This is a genomic window from Pseudonocardia sp. SID8383 (genome assembly GCF_009864975.1).
GTDB lineage: Bacteria > Actinomycetota > Actinomycetes > Mycobacteriales > Pseudonocardiaceae > Pseudonocardia > Pseudonocardia alni.
Map to the genome: position 1 here is coordinate 1 of NZ_WWFY01000608.1, position 1,396 is coordinate 1,396.

Genomic DNA, 1,396 nt, shown 5'->3' on the forward strand with positions numbered 1-1,396 from the left:
CGGCGTGCAGTACCAGGTGCCCGCCCGCGGAGTGCCCCACCGCGACGACCGGCCCGGCGACGGCGCGGGCGGCCCGCAGACCGGCGAGCACGTCGGCGACCGTCGCGTCCGGGTCGCCGGGCACCCGGCGGTACTCCAGCGAGGCCACCGGCAGCCCCAGCGCGTTCAGTGCGGCCGCCATCGACCGCAGGTGCGTCCGGTCGATCGGGGGCCGCCAGAACCCGCCGTGCACCAGCACGACCAGCGGGCGGCCGGGCCCGCCGTCCGGCCACAGGTCCATGACCTGGTCGGGGTCGTCGCCGACGGCGACGGTGCGGGGCGGCTCGGGGGCCGGGCGGGACAGGACCGATCCGTTCACGACCGGTGGTCTAGCACGGATCACCCCGCCGGGCGTGCCGTGGCGGCCCGCCGTCGCCCGGCCTTGCGCAGCTCCAGCACCGCGACCGCGGCCACCGGCACCAGCACCGCCGCCGTCCACTGCGGACCGGTCAGCGGGGTGAGCCGCAGCGTCTCCCGCAGCACCGGCACGGTCGTGACCACCCACACCGCCACGGCGGTCACCACCGTCCACCACGGCAGGAACCGGTTCGCGAACAGCCCCGCCCGCAGCACCGGCGTCCGCTCGGTACGCATCACCCAGGCCAGCGCCAGGTGCCCGGACAGCCAGCCCACGAACGCGACCGTCTGCGAGGCGGTCACCAGGTACAGCCCGCCGACGGCGACGAACAACGCCGCCGCCCCCGCGGCGAGGTCGCCGAGCAGGGCCCGGTCCAGGAAGCGTGCACCCGGGGCGCGCGGTGGGCGGGTCATGGCGTCGCGCTCGGCGGGTTCCGCGGCGAAGGTCGCGCTTCCCGCGATGTCCATGAACATCTCCAGCACCACGATCTGGATCGGGGTGAACGGTACGGCCATCCCGGTGAGCACCCCGGCGGCGACGGTCGCGACCAGCCCGGCCTTGCAGGCCAGGTAGTAGGCGACGCCCTTGCGCAGGTTCCCGTGCAGCGTGCGGCCCTCGTGCAGGGCCCGGGTGAGGGTGGAGACGTCGTCGTCGGCCAGGACCAGTCCGGCCGCCTCGCGCGCCACATCGGTACCCGACGAGCCCATGGCCACGCCGACGTCGGCCCGGGCGAGCGCGGGGGCGTCGTTCACGCCGTCCCCGGTCACCGCCACCACCTCCCCGCCGGCCTGCAGCGCCGTGACCAGGCGCAGCTTGTGCGCGGGCGAGACACGGGCGAACACCGGCGTCGACGCGACGGCGGCGGCCAGCGTCGCGTCGTCGAGACCGTCGAGGTCGCGGCCGGTCAGCACCGGGTCCGGGTCGATCCCGACCTCCGCGGCGACGGCCCGGGCGCAGGCGGGGTGGTCGCCGGTCACCATCACCACCCGCACCCCGGCC

At 76.6% G+C, this 1,396-nt stretch carries 2 protein-coding genes; both read right to left on the minus strand.

Features of this window, described 5'->3' with window-relative positions:
- The coding region (locus GTW08_RS14795; protein WP_161152080.1) for an alpha/beta hydrolase at window positions 1-358 on the minus strand (358 nt) is incomplete at its 3' end.
- A gap of 20 nt (window positions 359-378) precedes the next feature.
- Window positions 379-1,396: HAD-IC family P-type ATPase (locus GTW08_RS14800; protein ID WP_202417187.1), on the minus strand; the 1,018-nt coding region annotated here is incomplete at its 5' end.